Annotated in this window: 14 protein-coding genes; 10 read left to right on the top strand and 4 right to left on the bottom strand. The window is 73.1% G+C overall.

Translation table 11 applies throughout. The features are described from left to right. Window positions 1-140: 140 nt before the first annotated feature. The 6 genes from IG74_RS0124685 (at window position 141) to IG74_RS0124660 (ending at window position 7,136) form a co-directional block, all read left to right on the top strand. Window positions 141-1,202, top strand: coding sequence for an SPFH domain-containing protein (locus tag IG74_RS0124685; RefSeq protein WP_051855279.1), 1,062 nt, complete (start codon window positions 141-143; stop codon window positions 1,200-1,202). Next, window positions 1,199-2,125: an inorganic polyphosphate kinase gene (locus IG74_RS0124680; RefSeq protein WP_030681384.1), complete on the top strand. Its 927-nt coding sequence runs from the start codon at window positions 1,199-1,201 to the stop codon at window positions 2,123-2,125. Before IG74_RS0124685 ends, IG74_RS0124680 begins: the two co-directional genes overlap by 4 nt. A 120-nt stretch (window positions 2,126-2,245) precedes the next feature. Next, on the top strand, window positions 2,246-2,791 hold the full coding sequence (locus tag IG74_RS0124675) for a hypothetical protein (RefSeq protein WP_030681382.1): 546 nt from the start codon (window positions 2,246-2,248) through the stop codon (window positions 2,789-2,791). 84 nt (window positions 2,792-2,875) lie between these two features. Next, complete coding sequence (locus IG74_RS0124670) at window positions 2,876-3,937, top strand: mechanosensitive ion channel family protein (RefSeq protein ID WP_030681379.1); 1,062 nt, start codon at window positions 2,876-2,878, stop codon at window positions 3,935-3,937. A gap of 300 nt (window positions 3,938-4,237) precedes the next feature. Beyond that, window positions 4,238-5,650 (top strand): family 2B encapsulin nanocompartment shell protein, encoded by a 1,413-nt coding sequence (locus tag IG74_RS0124665; protein WP_030681376.1) that lies wholly within the window; start codon window positions 4,238-4,240, stop codon window positions 5,648-5,650. After that, window positions 5,637-7,136: a cysteine desulfurase gene (locus tag IG74_RS0124660; protein WP_037825996.1), complete on the top strand. Its 1,500-nt coding sequence runs from the start codon at window positions 5,637-5,639 to the stop codon at window positions 7,134-7,136. Before IG74_RS0124665 ends, IG74_RS0124660 begins: the two co-directional genes overlap by 14 nt. 30 nt (window positions 7,137-7,166) lie before the next feature. Here the strand turns inward: IG74_RS0124660 and IG74_RS0124655 are convergent, their stop codons facing one another. From IG74_RS0124655 to IG74_RS0124645, 3 genes are read right to left on the bottom strand one after another with little or no spacing between them, the layout of a single operon-like run. Further along, window positions 7,167-7,964 carry a hypothetical protein gene (locus IG74_RS0124655; protein WP_030681372.1) on the bottom strand — a complete coding sequence of 266 codons (798 nt, stop codon included), beginning with the start codon at window positions 7,962-7,964 and terminating at the stop codon, window positions 7,167-7,169. Continuing rightward, entirely contained in the window at window positions 7,951-8,610 is a 660-nt protein-coding gene (locus IG74_RS0124650) for an ABC transporter ATP-binding protein (protein WP_030681369.1), read from the bottom strand. Before IG74_RS0124650 ends, IG74_RS0124655 begins: the two co-directional genes overlap by 14 nt. Then, window positions 8,607-9,263: a TetR/AcrR family transcriptional regulator gene (locus tag IG74_RS0124645; RefSeq protein ID WP_030681366.1), complete on the bottom strand. Its 657-nt coding sequence runs from the start codon at window positions 9,261-9,263 to the stop codon at window positions 8,607-8,609. The genes IG74_RS0124650 and IG74_RS0124645 overlap by 4 nt, the downstream gene beginning before the upstream one ends. A 428-nt stretch (window positions 9,264-9,691) precedes the next feature. On the opposite strand from IG74_RS0124645, the gene IG74_RS0124640 reads away from it, so the two are divergent. The 4 genes from IG74_RS0124640 (at window position 9,692) to IG74_RS0124625 (ending at window position 15,071) form a co-directional block, all read left to right on the top strand. Continuing rightward, on the top strand, window positions 9,692-10,396 hold the full coding sequence (locus IG74_RS0124640) for an AfsR/SARP family transcriptional regulator (RefSeq protein ID WP_234334444.1): 705 nt from the start codon (window positions 9,692-9,694) through the stop codon (window positions 10,394-10,396). Between the two features lie 272 nt (window positions 10,397-10,668). Continuing rightward, entirely contained in the window at window positions 10,669-13,494 is a 2,826-nt protein-coding gene (locus tag IG74_RS0124635) for a polyketide synthase (protein WP_051855276.1), read from the top strand. Continuing rightward, the gene (redW, locus tag IG74_RS0124630) at window positions 13,491-14,660 is read left to right on the top strand and encodes an L-prolyl-[peptidyl-carrier protein] dehydrogenase (protein WP_030681358.1); all 1,170 of its coding nucleotides are present in this window, start codon (window positions 13,491-13,493) and stop codon (window positions 14,658-14,660) included. Before IG74_RS0124635 ends, redW begins: the two co-directional genes overlap by 4 nt. A gap of 90 nt (window positions 14,661-14,750) precedes the next feature. Continuing rightward, window positions 14,751-15,071, top strand: coding sequence for a RedY protein (locus IG74_RS0124625; RefSeq protein WP_030681354.1), 321 nt, complete (start codon window positions 14,751-14,753; stop codon window positions 15,069-15,071). 90 nt (window positions 15,072-15,161) lie between these two features. On the opposite strand, the gene IG74_RS0124620 is transcribed toward IG74_RS0124625, so the two are convergent. Then, entirely contained in the window at window positions 15,162-15,836 is a 675-nt protein-coding gene (locus tag IG74_RS0124620) for a response regulator transcription factor (protein WP_030681352.1), read from the bottom strand. Between the last annotated feature and the right edge of the window lie 14 nt (window positions 15,837-15,850).

Genomic DNA, 15,850 nt, shown 5'->3' with positions numbered 1-15,850 from the left:
CGGGCGGCGCCCGACCGGACCGGGCGGAAGAGCGGCGGCCGCGGGCGGTGCCCGACCCGGCCGCGACCCCTTTCGGGTCACCTTGACGATAAACGGTCGACCCCATATCGTCGACATGACGAAAACGGGGAGGTCCCACCATGGCCGACATCACCCGGCGCCTCGGCCTGCGCCATCTGCGCTCCGCGCCCACCGCCCACATCCGCCACCACCAAGGCGGCCGGCTGCGCCACGACGGGCCGGGGCTCAGCTTCTGGTTCCGGCCGCTCAGCGCCACCCTGTCCGAAGTGCCCGTCGACGACCGGGAGTTGGCGGTCGTCTTCCACGCCCGCACCGCCGACTTCCAGGACGTCACCGTGCAGGCCACCGTGACGTACCGGATCAGTGACCCGGCGCTCGCGGCGGCCCGGCTCGACTTCTCCGTGGACCCGGACACCGGCGCCTGGCGGTCCGCTCCCCTGGAGCAACTGTCCACCCTGCTCACCGAGTCGGCGCAGCAGCACGCCCTGGACCTGCTCGCCCGCACGCCGCTCGCGACCGCGCTCGCCGACGGGGTCACGGCGGTCCGCGAGCGCGTGACCGAAGGCCTCGCCGCCGAGCCTCGGCTGCCCGCGACGGGCCTCGACGTCGTCGCCGTACGCGTCGTCGCGATCCGGCCCGAGCCCGAGGTGGAGCGGGCCCTGCGCACCCCGGCGCGCGAGCGCGTGCAGCAGGACGCGGACCGGGCGACGTACGAGCGCCGGGCCGTGGCGGTCGAGCGCGAGCGCGCCATCGCCGAGAACGAGCTGGCGAGCCGCATCGAACTCGCCCGCCAGGAGGAGCGCCTGGTCGAGCAGCGCGGCACCAACGCGCGCCGCGAGGCGGAGGAGAACGCCGCCGCCGACGCCGTGCGCGCCGAGGCGGAGGCGGCCCGTACGGTACGGATCGCGCAGGCCGAGGCGGAGGCGGCCCGCGCCGTCGGCGAGGCCCGCGCGGCGGCGCAGACGGCCTGGCTCGCCGCGCACGCGAGCGCCGACGCGGCCACCCTGCACGCCCTGGCCGCCACCCGCCTCGCCGAGAACGTGCCGCGCATCGAGAGCCTCACGCTGTCGCCGGACGTGGTCACCGGGCTGCTCGCCCGCCTCGGCCGGGGTTCCGGGGGCGCCGGGAACGCCGGGAACGCCGGGGACGGCGCCGCGGAGGACGGCGGTGCCCGGTCATGAGCCTCGCGCCGCGCGCCGTCCTCGTCCACCGGCGCACCGAGTACGAGGAGTTGGTCGCCCGGCACGGCACGCACGGGCACGCGGCGTTCTTCCTGACCTCGCGCGGGCGCGCCATCGAGGAGGTGGCCGAGCGGCACCGGCGCACCCACCGCGCCCTCGCCGACGTGGCGGCCGCGGTGCCGCTGCGCTGGCGGCACACCCGGGTGGAGCGCGCGGACCTCGACCGGTTCCTGTTCGCGCCCGAGGACGTGGTGGTCGTGGTCGGGCAGGACGGCCTCGTCGCGAACGCGGCCAAGTACCTGACGGGCCAGCCCGTCATCGGCGTCGACGCCGAACCGGGGCGCAACCCGGGCGTCCTGGTCCGGCACCGGCCCGCCGACACCGCGAAGCTGCTCCCGCACGCGGCGGCGGGCGCGGCCGGGGCCGCCGAGCTCACCATGGCCGAGGCCGTCACCGACGACGGCCAGCGCCTGCGCGCCCTCAACGAGATCTACGTCGGTGCCGCCGGGCACCAGACCGCCCGCTACCGCCTCAGCTCCGCCGCGGGCCCGTCGGACCCGCCGGACCCGTCGAGCCCGTCGGGCCCGGAGGCCCAGGCCTCCTCCGGCGTGGTCATCGGCACCGGCACCGGGGCCACCGGCTGGCTGCGGTCGCTGTGGCAGCAGTCCGCCGACGGCCCCGGCCTCCCGGGCGCGACCGACCCGCGCCTGCTGTGGTTCGTCCGCGAGGCCTGGCCGTCCCCCGCGACCGGCACCTCCCTGGTCCGCGGCGAGCTGCTCTCCGGCCAACGCCTGTGGCTCACCGCCGAGTCCGACCGCCTCGTCGCCTTCGGCGACGGCATGGAGCACGACGCCCTCGAGCTCGGGTGGGGGCAGAGCGTGCGGGTGGGCGTGGCGGAGGGGGCCCTGCGCCTCGTCGCCTGAACGCCGGGCTCCGCCGGAGCGTTGCGGCTCCGCCCAAGGTTCCCCCAAGGCGGGCGCGCGCATGGTGGTGCGACGGCCCGTCGACGCGGGCCACGGGGGAGGTCAGGGGCGAGCACCACGGTGGCGGCGGTCCGCGCGGAGCGCACCCGGAACCTCGTCCGCCGGTCCGATCCGGAGAAGTACGTGCTCGACATCGTCCGGAGCGGTGACTCGGGCTTCGGCCAAGCGGGCAGGCAAGCCGTCCTCGGCGCCGGTGACCTGGTCCTGCTCGACTCCTCGCAGCCGTTCCAGGCCTGGCACAGGAGCGGCGGGCACGAGGCCCTCCGGCCGGGCACCCCGTGCGGGGACGCCGAGTCCCTGGGCCTCTTCGACACCGCCCTGGAACTGCTTGCCGCCCTGCTGGCCCACGAACTCGGCAGCCCGCACGCGCTGCCGCCCGAGAGCCGGCAGCGGTCCCTCGTCGCCCCCGCCCACTCCTTCATCGACCAGCACCTCGGCGACCCGGGCCTGACCCCGCAGACCGTCGCCGACGCCCACCACGTCTCGCTGCGCCGCCTGCAACAGGTGCTGGCCGCCGCGGACCTGAGCCACGCGGCCCTCGTCCGCCGGGCGGCACCGGCGAGAAGAACGCAGGTGGGGCCCGGTGCGGAGGGTTCTCTCGGGTAGGGCAGGATGGGCGGCCGTGTCAGCACGCGGGGGCGTACGCGCCACCGGGCACGGAGCGAAACGGCCGACCACGGGAGCACATTGATGGACCGAGCCCTCACCCTGCACGACCTGATGTTCGCCGGGATCGCCGTGGTCTGCGGCAGCGCGGCCGCGCTGCTCTCCCGGGCGATGCTGCGCTGGCTCGGCGTGCGCGCGACCCGCACCCGGTGGAACGGCGACGACGTGATGGTCGACGCCGCGCGCGCCCTGGTGCCGTGCGCCGCGATCGTCGCGGGTCTGGCCGCCGCGGCCGCCGCGCTGCCGCTGACGCCCCGTACCGGGCGCAACGTCAATCTCGTCCTGACGGCGCTGCTGATCCTCGCCGCGACGGTCACCGCGGCGCGGATCGTGGCCGGGCTCGTGAAGTCCCTGGCCCAGTCGCGCTCCGGCGTGGCGGGCTCGGCGACCATATTCGTCAACATCACGCGCGTCGTGGTGCTCGCGATCGGCTTCCTCGTCGTCCTGCAGACCCTCGGCGTGTCCATCGCGCCGCTGCTCACCGCCCTCGGCGTGGGCGGGCTCGCGGTGGCGCTCGCGCTCCAGGACACCCTGGCGAACCTGTTCGCGGGCGTGCACATCCTCGCCGCGAAGACCGTGCAGCCCGGTGACTACATCCGGCTGAGCAGCGGCGAGGAGGGCTACGTCGTCGACATCAACTGGCGCAACACCGTGGTGCGGAACCTCTCCAACAACCTCGTGATCATCCCGAACGGCAAGCTCGCCGGCACCAACATGACCAACTACAGCCAGCCCGAGCAGGAGCTGTCGATCCTGGTGCAGGCGGGCGTCGGCTACGAGAGCGACCTGGACCAGGTCGAGCGCGTGACCATCGAGGTCGTGGACGAGGTGATGACGGAGATCACCGGGGCCCTGCCCGACCACGAGGCCGCCATCCGCTTCCACACCTTCGGCGACTCCCGGATCGGCTTCACGGTGATCCTGGGCGTGGGCGAGTTCAGCGACCAGTACCGGATCAAGCACGAGTTCATCAAGCGGCTGCACCGGCGCTACCGGGCCGAGGGCATCCCGGTCCCCGCGCCGACGCGGACCGTGACCGTCCGGCAGGGCGAACTGCCGGTGGCGATCCCGCACCAGCGGAGCTGATCGGACTCCGCGCAAGCCCTTGCATAAGCGGCTCTTTAGGGGTCGCGAAACGCTGACAAGGGGGCAAATTCAGACGCATATGCCGGATGGACGTGTCCGGCCGGGCGCGCGGGGCAGGACATTCCCGCCGTACCGAGCCGGACTTGCGCTCCATTGGTTCCCAAGTTCGGTTTTTTCCGGCCGAACACCAAAAGTAGTTGAAAAATCACACCTTGTGGTCACGGGACTGCAAGAAGACGATCGGCCCTGCCCGACTCCGCTCGGCGCCCTTCGTCTTCGTTCCCCTTCTGGGAGGTCCCCGTGAACGACCGCCTTTCGCTCGCACCCGATTCAGCACGGCAGCTCGCGACCGCCACCAAGACCGCGCCGCAGATGCTCGGCACCACACCGCGCTATCTGCTGCGCGCGCTGCCGTGGGTGGACCTCAAGTCCGGTGTGTACCGCGTCAACCGCCGCCGCACCTTCGTCCTCGGCGACGACCGCATATCCACCCACACCGACGGCGGCTCACCTCGCGTCGTCCCCGGCGACCTGCGCGAACTGCCCTATCTGCGCGACGCCCAGGAGTCCTGCCTCACCGAACTCGCCGACGCCTTCACCGAGGTGCGCTTCGAGTCCGGACAGGTCCTCGCGCAGGAGGGCGACCCCGCCGACCGTCTGTGGATCATCGTGCAGGGCCGCGCCGAGAAGCGCGTGACCGGCCGCTACGGCGAGGAGCAGCTCATCGAGGTGATCGGTGACGGCCAGTTCTTCGACCTCGGCGCCTGGACCCGCGAGGAGTCCACGCCCTACCGCGTGCAGGCCCTCACCCCCGGTCTCGCGCTGTGCGCCGAGCGCCGCGCGCTCGCGGCGCTCGCCGACCGCGACGAGAGCGTCCGCACCTCCATGGCCGCGTACACCTCAGGCAACGGCTTCCGGCCCGGCGCCGAGGTGCCGGTGGACCTCACGTCGGGCCACGTCGGCGAGCCCGACCTGCCCGCCACGTACGTCGACTACGAGGACACTCCGCGCGAGTACCACATGACGCTCGCGCAGACGATCCTGCGCGTGCACACCCGCGTCCACGACGTGTACAGCGGCGACTTCGACCAGACGCGGCAGCAGGCCCTGCTCACCATCGAGGCGCTGCGCGAGCGGCAGGAGTCGGCGCTGCTCAACCACCCCGAGTTCGGCCTGTTCCACAACGTGGCGCCCGGCCAGCGCGTGCAGACCCGCACCGGCTCGCCCACGCCCGACGACCTCGACGAGCTGCTCTCCCGGGTGTGGAAGCAGCCCAGCTACTTCCTCGCGCACCCCAAGGCCATCGCCGCGTTCGGGCGCGAGTGTACGCGGCGGGGCGTGCCCCCGGTCACCGACAGCAGGTTCGGCAGCCCGCTGCTCACCTGGCGCGGGGTGCCGCTGATCCCGTCCGACAAGGTGCCGTTCAGCAACGGCGTGCGGGCGAACGGCGCCAGCGGCTCCGCCGCGGCCGTCGGCACCACGGAGATCCTCCTGATGCGCATGGGCGAGGCCGACCGCGGTGTCGTGGGCCTGCGCCCCGGCGAGGTCTCCGACGAGGTCGAGCCCGGTCTGTCCATGCGGAACATGGGCACCGACCAGAAGGGCATCACCTCGTACCTGATGACGGCGTACTTCAACACGGCGGTCCTGGTCGAGGACGCCATCGCCGTGCTCCAGAACGTCGAGGTGAACAACTACCATGACTACTCCTGACGTTCCCGACCTCAGGGCACTGCTCAGGGCACCGGCACCGGCACCGGCCCCCGCGCAGACACCTGCGCCGACCGTGCCCGCCGCCGCGACACCCACGGCGACCGCGATGCCCACGGCAACCGCGGTGCCCGCGGCCCCGGTGACCGAGATGCCCGCCGCCCCGGTGACCGAGGCGCCCGCCGTGCCCGGTGCGACGCCCGCCGTCCCGGCCGCGGTGCCCGCCTCCCCCGAGGACGCCCTGTCGGCCCTGCCCGCCACCAGCGCGCCCGGCGCCTTCTCCCCCGAGCAGGCCCGCAAGGACGTCCCGATCCTGCACCGGACGGTGAACGGCCACCCCCTGGTCTGGCTCGACAACGGGGCGACCACGCAGAAGCCCCGCCAGGTCATCGAGGCCCTCTCCGCGTACTACAGCGCGGCCAACTCCAACATCCACCGGGGCGCGCACACCATGGCGCGCGAGGCCACCGAGCTGTACGAGGCGGGCCGTACGGCGGTCGCGGAGTTCCTCGGGGCCGAGTCCCCGGAGAACATCACCTTCGCCCGGGGCACCACCGAGGCGATCAACCTGGTGGCGCAGAGCTGGGGCCGCTCGGTCCTCGAGCCCGGCGACGAGATCCTCGTCCCGGTCCTGGAGCACCACTCCAACATCGTCCCGTGGCAGCTCCTCGCGCAGGAGACCCACGCGCGTGTGGTCCCGGTGCCGCTCACGCCCGAGGGGGAGATCGACCAGAAGGCGTACTCCGACCTGCTCTCGGCGCGCACGCAGCTCGTGGTGATCAGCCAGGCGTCGAACGTGCTCGGCACCGTGCCGCCGGTGCGGGAGATGACCGCGCTCGCCCACCGCTACGGCGCGCGGGTCCTGGTGGACGGCGCGCAGGCGGTGGCCCACATGCCGGTGGACGTGCGGCAGTTGGGCGCGGACTTCTACGTGTTCTCCGGGCACAAGCTGTTCGCCCCGACGGGCATCGGCGCGCTGTATCTGAAGCCGGAGACGATGGAGCTGATGCGCCCGTGGCAGGGCGGCGGCAACATGATCGAGTCAGTGAGCTTCGAGCGGACGACGTTCGCGCCGATGCCGCACCTCCTGGAGGCGGGCACCGGGCACATCTCCGGCGTGGTCGGGCTCCTGGCGGCGATCGACTGGCTGCGCTCTTTCGACCGGGAGGCCATCGCCGCGTACGAGCACGCGCTCATGACGTACGCGATGCAGGCCATGGCGACGGTCCCCGGTCTTGAGGTGATCGGCTCCGCGGCCGAGCGGATCGCGGTGCTCACCTTCACGCTCGCGGGCCACGACCCGGCCTCGGTCGCGGACTGGCTCGACCGGGACGGGATCGCCGTCCGCGCGGGCCACCACTGCGCGCAGCCCGCGCTCGCGCACTACGGCCTGGAGTCCGCGGCCCGCGCCTCATTCGCGCTCTACAACACCTCCGAGGAGGTGGACCAGCTGGTGGCGTCCCTGCGCCGGCTGCAGGCCGGCGCCTGAGCGGCGCAGGGACGCCGGGCCCCGGAGCCGTCAGCGCGTGGGACGGCGGCTCCGGGTCCTGAAGTGGAACACGACCAGGCCGACGACGGCGAAGAACGCCGCCCAGGCCAGGCCGAGGCCGAGATAGCGCCACAGGACGGTGTCGCCGAGGGAACCGCCCACGGAGAACTGCATCGGCCCGAACGACGGGAAGTACTGCAGGACCGGCTTGTTGGCGGCCGGGTTGCCGAGCGGGTTCTGCAGGAACGTGTCGGTGAGCCCGCCCATGATGATGAGGAAGAAGCCCTCCAGGTCGTTCTTGACCAGGACGCCGAGGACCAGGCCGAGCGAGCCGTAGGTGAGGGTCATGGCCAGGAATCCGGCGAGGATCGTGGCCCAGCCGGTGAACCCGGGGCGCCAGTAGAGCAGCAGGGCGAGCGCGGTGTAGAGGGCGATCGTGCCCGCGACGATGCCGATGGCCAGCATCTTGGCACCGATCAGGGTGGACTGGCGGTACCCGGCGAAGGCGAGGCGCTTGTCGAAGGCGAGCGCCTTGCGCACCGCGTCGAAGACGACGAAGCCGGAGATCATCGTCAGCGAGTTGAGGCCCGCGGTGATCAGCGTGATGTGCTTGCCGTCGACGTGCAGCATCTCGCCCGTGGCATACAGCTTGAAGTCCAGGGCCTTGTGCCCGGCGATCGAGGTCATCAGCAGGTACCAGACCGGCACGAAGAGCGCGAGGAGCAGCGCCGCGAGGCGGTTGCGGCTCTGCTCGCGCACCGAGAACCGCAGCGCGGTCGGGAACTGCCCGTACAGCGGCCGGTCCGTGAAGACGTCAAACTGCGGCATGGCGGGGCTCCTGCTCCTGCTCCTGCTCGGTCGTACGCGGCGCGAGGCGGCCGTCGACGAGGTCGGCGAGGACGTCGAACCGCTCCTGCTCGAAGACCAGATGAGTGATCACGACGACGGCCTTGTCCCGCTGGTGCAGTGTGTCGACCAGGTCCCAGAAGCGCAGATACGTCTCCCAGTCGAAGCCCTGGTACGGCTCGTCGAGGAGCAGGACGTCCGGGTCGTGCAGCAGGGCCAGGGTGAGGTTGAGCTTCTGCCGGGTGCCGCCGGACAGGTCGCCCGCGGCCGTGGCGCGGTACTTGTCGAACCCGAGGAGGTCCACCAGCTCGTCGGCGCGGCCCAGGCCGGTCAGCCGGTGGGCGGCGGCGAAGTACCGCAGGTGCTGGTCCACGGTGAGGTTGGCGTTGAGCACGGGGTCCTGCGGGCAGTAGCCGAGTTCGCCGCTGAGCCGGACCTCGCCCCGGTCGACGGGGAGGGTGCCCGCGATGGCCTTGAGGAACGTGGACTTGCCCGCGCCGTTCTCGCCGACCACGGCGACCAGTTGGCCCGGTTCGACCGTGAGGTCGGCGCCGCGCAGGACCTGGTGCTTGCCGAACGCCTTGTGGATGTCCCGGGCGGTGAGTGCGGGCTCCGGCCTTGTGGTCATGCCTGGCCTCCTTCTGCTTCCGGTGCTGTGGGCTCCGCGTTCAACCCGCCCGCGTAGATGCTCAGGAGCTCCGGGCCCCAGCGGGCCAGGCCCATCGCCGACAGCGGGTCCACGCCGAGGACCGCCGTGAGCTGGTCCCGCAGCAGGAAGACCGAGAGGTCGTTGACGAGCAGCAGGGCAGCGCGCACCTGTGGGTCCGCGCCCCGGGACGCGACGCCGGACTCGGCGAGGTCGTCGAGGGTCTCCCTGCTCATCGCGTACAGCCGGTGGAACAGGCCGCGGCCCGCCTCGGTGTCGGACAACAGGAGCCGGCGCAGATAGTCGGGCAGCGGTGACCCGACGGGCAGATGGCGCAGAAAGACCTCGCCGAGCGAGCCGGCCGTCGCCGACCTCGGCTCCTCGAGCAGGTCCGGCCCCTCGTCCGCCGTCAGCTCGCCGAGCAGCTGCTCGAAGACGGTGAGGACGTGCTGGTCGACCTCCTGGCGCAGACCGTCCTTCGAGCGGAAGTGGTGCACGACGAGCCCTGGGGACACTCCCGCCGCCGTGGCGATCTGGCGGACGGTGACGACGTCGGGGCCGTGGGCGGCGAAGAGCCGCAGGGCCTCGTCTCGGATGACCGCCCGGGTGGTGCGGCCATCGGGCATTGAACGCATGTACAGCAGACTAAACGCTCGTTCAATGTCTTGTCCAGAGAGCCGGAAGCTCCGCCTCCGGCAGCCATCCGTTGAGGCGCCCGCCGGCGCGTCTCAACGGATGGCCGATCCGGCACTCCGGAAATCGGTGCGGTATTCGTCAGGGAAACCCGTCAGGCGATCGATGGCACCGCACTCCCGTTCCTGGGAAACTCGTACGCAACCGAAAAGGAGTGGGGCTGATGGTGCTCCTGAGTCTTCTTCCGTCCTGACCCGCGGGCTTTCTCCGGGAGGCGACTTTCTTCGTCGCCCCACGGAACCTTTTCCGCCCACTGACACCTTTTGCTGTCCATCGGGGGAGGAACGACATGCACATCAATATCCTGGGACCGGTTTCAGTGGCCACAGAGGGAAAACGCCACGGAATCCAGGCCAACAAGGTGCGGGCGATGCTGGCCGCACTCGCCCTCGACGCGGGCCGGGCCGTCTCGCACGCGGATCTCGCGGACGAGCTGTGGGCGGGCCAGCCCCTCGGCAACACCCGCAACGCACTGCAGGCGCACGCCACCCGGCTCCGCAAGGTGCTCGACGGCCACGAGGCGCGGCCCCGGGGCACGACGCTGCTGCGCGCGGTGCGCGGCGGCTATCTGCTCGACGTGCCCCCGGGCTGCGTCGACGGCAACACGTTCCTCGACCTGGCCACGCGCGGTGCCGCGGCCCTCGACGTGTGCCCGGAGCGGGCGATCGAGCTGCTCCAGGCCGGACTCGAACTGTGGCAGGGGCCCGCCCTGCTCGACGCGGGCGACGGGCTGCGCTGCCGGGGCGCCGCCGCGCTCTTCGACGAGCGGCGGCTCACGGTCCGGGAGGACCTGATCCGCGCCCGCCTCGCCGTCGGCGACGCCTCGCGGGCGGTGGCCGAGCTGCGCCGCCTGGTCGCCCAGCACCCGCTGCGCGAACGCTTCTGCGAGCTGCTCATGCTCGCCCTGTACCGCACCGGGCGGCAGGCGGAGGCCCTGGAGCTGTTCCACGTGACGCGCCGGCGGCTCGACGAGGAGCTGGGCGTCCAACCCGGAATCGTGCTCCAGCGGCGCCACACGGAAATCCTGTCGCAGGACCCGGCCCTTTCCCTGTCCACCGTCCCCGCCGCCTCGTAAACACACTTCCGCCACCTCTCAAACACATTCCCGCCTCTTTCTGGGTGCCTCTTCCGTCACGTCCACGGCATCTCATCCGTCACTTCCTTGACGTCTCCTTCATCACTTCCTTGACGTCTCATCCGCCACAGCGGCAACCACGGTGTCAACCGCTTTCACCCGACGTGCCCGCGAGGCCTTCCCCGGCGTTTCTCGCGGCGTGCCCCCTAATCGCCCGCGATTTCCCTCCCGCTTCCCGGCGGGACCCCGACAAGCGCAGGAGCAGCCACGACATGACGTCCGATCGGCAAGCCCGCCGGGCCACTCCCGCGCGGCCCGGCGAGCCCCTCGCCATCGTGGGGATCGCGGAGCTCGACCCGGACGGGCTCGACGGCGTCGTGGTCGACGTCGCCCGGTTCGGCATCCCGCCGATGCAGGCCAAGTCCATGAACCGGATGCAGCTCCTGATGCTGGAGGCCGCCCGCCGCTGCCTGGCGGACGCGGGCCACCCCGAGCGGCCGCTGCCCGCCGAGCGCACCGACGTCGTGACGGGCCTGTGCTTCGCCCTCGACCGGCAGCACGCCAACGCCGTTCGGATAGAACTCCCCTGGTACGCCCGGGAGTTGGAGCGCGCCGCCCGTGCGGCGGGGGCGGCTCCTGACCAAGCCGCGCGGGCCGCCGCCGAGCTGCGCGGGCAGCTCGCGCCGCGCCTCGGGGGTTCGCCGCACGACCGGGTGGGCGAGATGGCGAGCACGATCCCGGCGCGGATCGCCGCGGCCTTCAAGCTGCGCGGCCGCACGCTCGCGGTGGAGTCCGCGGAGGCGACGTCGTTCGTGGCGCTCGCGCACGCGGCGGACCAGCTGCGCGCCCGGGCGTCGGACGCCGTGCTCGTCCTGGCCGGGCAGCGCCGCGAGAGCCCGTTCGTCGCCGACGCGCTCGCGGCGAAGGGCGTGCCGGGCCCCGGCGGGGCGGAGACCGACGGGACGCGCGACCTCGCCGAGGGCGTCGGGGCCGTGCTCCTCAAGCGGCTCGCCACGGCTGTGCGGGACGGGGACCGCGTCTACGCCACCGTGCTCGACTGCACGCTGCGCCACGACCCGCGTCCGGGCTGCTTCCGGCACTCGCACTCCGTCGCGCTGCGGCAGGACGCCGCCGCCGACTCGCTGCGCGCCGCGGGCGCCGCCCCGGACACCGTCCAGTACGTCGAGTGCGCGGGCTCAGCGGTCGCCCGGGAGGCCGCCGCCGAACACGAGGCCCTCGCGCGGCTGCACGCCGGGCGGGCGCCGGGGACCGTGGTGCTCGGCGCGGGCGACGGCCGGGCGTTCGCCCACGCGGGGCTCGCCTCGGTGAGCAGGGTCGCCCGCGCGCTGCACGCGCGCCGCTACCCGGACCCGCCGCCCGACGACGGGGAGCCGGTGGGGGCGGCGGCGGGGGCGCCGATGGGAGCGCCGACGGGAGCGCCCTTCCGGCGGGCCCGCACGGGCGAGGAGTGGGTCGCGGGCCCGCAGGCGCCGCGCCGGGCCGTGGTGCACGGGGCGTCGCTGACGGGGACCTTCTGTCATCTCGTCCTCGAAGAGCACCGCGGCCGCGCCCCGGCCGGGCCGGGCGCCCGTTCCCGGAGCGGGCCGCGCGCGGTGTCGCGCCCGGTGCCGGTCGCGGTGGTCGGGTTCGGCGGGCGGTTCGCGGGGGCGCCCGACGCCGCCGCGTTCTGGCAGGTCGTCGACTCGGGCCGGACGCGGCTCGGCCCCGTGCCCGACGACGTCCTGGACCGGGACCTGTACCACTCCCCCGGCGCGCTCAGCCTGACCCACTCGTACACCGACCAGGGCGGCCACGTGCCGGTCCCCGACGAGCCGCCGGACGACCTGGCGGTCCTTCCGCTGCGGTACGCGGCGATGGACGGCGCGCAGCGGCTCGCCCTGGACGTCGCGGCGGAGCTGTTCGCGGGGCGGCGGGGCCTCACCGGCCGCGGGGTGGTCGCCGTCGGCACCACCCTGGGCCTGACGAAGGAGCGGCGCGCCCACACCGAGCTCGTCCTGGCTGGCCTGGAGGACACCGTCGCGGCGCTGCCCGCGCTCGCCGGGCTCTCCGCGCTGCGGAAGAAGAAGCTCCTGGAGCGGCTGCGCGAGCGGACCGCGCGCGGCGCGGCCGAGCCGTCGCCCGCCCTGCTCGACGGCTGTCTGGCCAGCGGCGTCGCCGCGCTGCTCGCCAACGAGTACGGGCTCGGCGCGGTGCCGCTCGCGGTGGAGGCCGCCTGCGCGTCCTCCCTGGCCGCCCTCGACGTCGCCGTGGGCGCGCTGCGCTCGGGCGCCGCCGACTTCGCCGTCGCGGGCGGCGTCGAACTGGCCTGCACCACCCGGGACATGGTGCTGTGCTCCGCGCTCGGGCTGCTCTCGCACAGCAGGAACGCGCCGTTCGACGCGGCGGCCGACGGATTCACGCCGGGCGACGGCTGCGGGCTCTTCCTCCTGAAGCGGTACGACGACGCGCGGCGCGACGGCGACACCGTCCACGGGGTGATCCGTGCCGTCGGCGCGTCGAACGACGCCAAGTCGCTGATCGCCCCGGACGTCGAGGGCCAGGTGCGGGCCATGCAACGCGCCTTCGCCCAGGTGGACTTCGAGCCCTGCACCGTGGACTACCTGGAGGCGCACGGCACCGGCACCAAGGTGGGCGACCGGGTCGAGGTCGCCGCCGCGGCCCGCCTGTACGCGGGCGGACCGCGCGCGGGCGCGCTGCGCATCGGCTCGGCGAAGTCGTTCTTCGGGCACACCTTCGCGGCGGCCGGCAGCGCTGGCCTGCTGCGCACGCTGCTCGCGCTGCGGGCGGGCACGCTGCCGCCCAACACACTGCTGCGCACCCTGAATCCGGCGCTCGGCCTCGCCGCCATCCCGGCCGAGATCGCCACCAGGGCCGAGCCGTGGCCGCGCCCGCCCGGCAGGCCGCGGCGCGCGGCCGTCAGCTCCTTCGGCACCGGCGGCATCAACTACCACGTCCTCGTGGAAGAGGACCCGGCGCACGCCACGCACCACGAGCACGACGATCACTACGAGAGTCACGATCACTACGAGAACCGTGAGAGCCGCGAGAACCGCGAGAAGGGGTCCGGACCGCGATGAACTTCGCCTTCGACGACGACACCGAGGACATGCGTGAGGCCGTCGAGCGGTTCGCGCGCCGCGAGCTCGCCGACCCGCCGCCGGACGGGGCCCTGGACCCGGAGGGCTTCCGGCGGCGCTGGCAACTGGCGGGCAAACAGGGCCTGGTCGGCAGCGTCGTACCGGAGCGCTACGGCGGCAGCGGACTCGACGCGGTGACGGCGGCCGCGGTGATGGAGGCGCTCGGCTACGGCTGCCCCGACACCGGGTTCGCCTTCTCCGTGGCGGCGCACCTGTTCGCGGCGGTGATGCCGATCGCCGAGTTCGGCTCCGAGGAGCAGAAGCGGCGCTGGCTGCCCGCGCTGTGCTCGGGCGAGCGGATCGCGGCGCACGGCATCACCGAGCCGGAGGCCGGTTCGGACACGCTGTCGCTGCGCACCCGCGCGGTGCGCGACGGCGACTCCTACGTCCTGGACGGCGCGAAGGCGTTCACGACGAACGCGCCGGTCGCCGACGTCTTCGTGGTGCAGGCCGCGACGGCGCCGGGCGGCGGGTTCTTCGGCCTGACCGCGTTCGTCGTGGAGGCGGACACGCCCGGCCTCAGCGTGGGTCCGCCGTACGACAAGGTGGGGCTGCGCGGATCGCCGACGGCCGATGTGCGCCTGGACCGCTGCGTGGTGCCCGCGAACGCCGTGCTCGGCGCCGAGGGCGCGGGCGCGAGCGTGTTCGCGGGCTCCATGAAGTGGGAGCGCACCTGTCTGTTCGCGGCCTACCTCGGCGCGATGCGGCGGGTCCTGGAGTCCACCGTCGCGTACGCGGGACAGCGCGAGCAGTTCGGGGTGCCGATCGGCGGCTTCCAGGCGGTGAGCCATCGCCTCGTCGACATGACGCTCGCGGTGGAGTCGGCGCGGCTCCTGCTGTACCGGGCGGCGTGGGGCCTCTCACGGGGCAGCGAGGACGAGGTGGCGCCCGCGCTCGCCAAGCTCGCGGTGAGCGAGGCGGCCGTGCGGGTCGGCCTGGACGCCGTGCAACTGCGGGGCGCGCTCGGGGTGTTGAGCGGGGAGGCGGAGACCCTGCTGCGGGACGCGCTGCCCTCGCGGATCTTCTCCGGTACCAATGAGATCCAGAAGAACAACATCGCGCGGGCGCTCGGCCTGGGCGGCAGCCGCCGCGGCGCGCGCCGCTGAGCCGGACCGCACCTCCAGGACACCCGGCGGTCCGGGACACGTAGAAGTCCAGGGCACCCAGAGTTCAGGCCACCGAGAGGAGACCCGACCATGGCGGTCATCGTTCACCGCATCCGGCTGCACGACGGTGTGGCGCCGGAGCGCTTCGAGTCCTGGGTGCGGGAGGTGGACTACGCGACCTGTCCTGAACTGCCCGCCGTGCGCGCGTTCGGCGTGCAGCGCCGCGCGCCCGGCGAGGGCGGCGGCCCCGCCGAGTACTTCGAGATCATCGAGGTGACCAGCAGGGGGGACTTCGAGCGGGACATGCGGTCGGAACCGTTCCGCAGGCTTGTCGCCGATTTCGAGAAGATGGCCGCCGTGGTCGACGAGTGGTCCGGTGAACGGGTGGGTTCCGGATACCGGGCCAAATGATTTAACGGGCCGACGGCATCGGCCCCGGGGAGCGGTGAAACGGCCTCCGGTGAATAGCGCGCGGCTCCCGGATGCGGGCGCCCGCCCCGTTCACCCTTCTTGGCCGCGGAATTCAGCGGTCCGCCCAATTGCCGCCATCAATCCGGTTTCATAAGCAATGGCAACGGCCTGGGCGCGTGTGCCGACACCCAGCTTTCGGAGCACATGGTGAACATGGGATCTCACGGTCGCCATGGACACCGAGAGTTTCTCGGCGACTTCGGCGTTCGACTTGCCCTGGGCGAGCAGCAGCATCACCTCGGACTCGCGCGGGGTGAGCTCCGCCGCCATGCGCGCGGAGCGGCGGGAGAGCCCTTGCTGCGGCAGGTGCTCCAGGGTGCGGCGGGCGGCGGCGGGCATCACCATCGTGGCGCCCGCGCTCACCGTCCGCAGCACGTGGATCAGGTCGTCCGCCGAGGAGTCCGGGGCCAGGACCGCGCGGACGCCGATGCACAGGGCCTCGACGGAGCGGTGCGCGGACTCGGCCTTGGTGATCAGGATGATCTTCGTCAGGGCGGCGAGCTCCGCGAGCTCGCTCTTGTTCTCGAAGCCGAGCGCGGGCGCCACCACGATCATGACGTGGGGCGCGAGCTCGGCGACGGCCGCGGCGGATTCACGGCCGGTGGTGAAGCCCATGACCTCGATGTCGGGCTGCTGGTCGAGCAGCGCGCGCATCGCGGCGGACATGATCGACTCGTCACAGCACACCAGGACGCGGATCTTCATGCCTCGCCGCCTCA

Origin of the sequence: Streptomyces sp. NRRL B-1347 (assembly GCF_000720325.1) — a bacterium.
GTDB lineage: Bacteria > Actinomycetota > Actinomycetes > Streptomycetales > Streptomycetaceae > Streptomyces.
The sequence above is the reverse complement of the archived record's forward strand: the minus strand, read 5'-3'. Positions and strand labels throughout refer to the sequence as shown.